We start from the raw sequence: 217 nt of genomic DNA, 5'->3' as shown, positions 1-217 counted from the left end.
CAAAAGACGGACACTCTCTTAAGCGATAAACTACGCAGCAGAGGTGCCCTATGACACGATCAAGTAAATCAACCAAATCCACTCGTAAAAAATACTCAGAGGAATATAGAAAAGATGCCCTAGCACTGGCGGTCAAAGTTGGTGTAAGCGTTGCCGCTAAACAGCTTGGGTTACATCCTTCCCAGATTTACGGATGGCGAAGCAAGGCTAAGTTACA

At 45.2% G+C, this 217-nt stretch carries 1 protein-coding gene; it reads left to right on the top strand.

Annotated features, from left to right (window positions below; translation table 11 throughout):
* Positions 1-50: 50 nt before the first annotated feature.
* Positions 51-217: transposase (locus tag Q1A69_RS20290; protein WP_299589793.1), on the top strand; the 167-nt coding region annotated here is incomplete at its 3' end.

Source organism: uncultured Microbulbifer sp., from assembly GCF_947498635.1.
Taxonomy (GTDB): Bacteria; Pseudomonadota; Gammaproteobacteria; order Pseudomonadales; family Cellvibrionaceae; genus Microbulbifer; species Microbulbifer echini.
The sequence above is the reverse complement of the archived record's forward strand: the minus strand, read 5'-3'. Positions and strand labels throughout refer to the sequence as shown.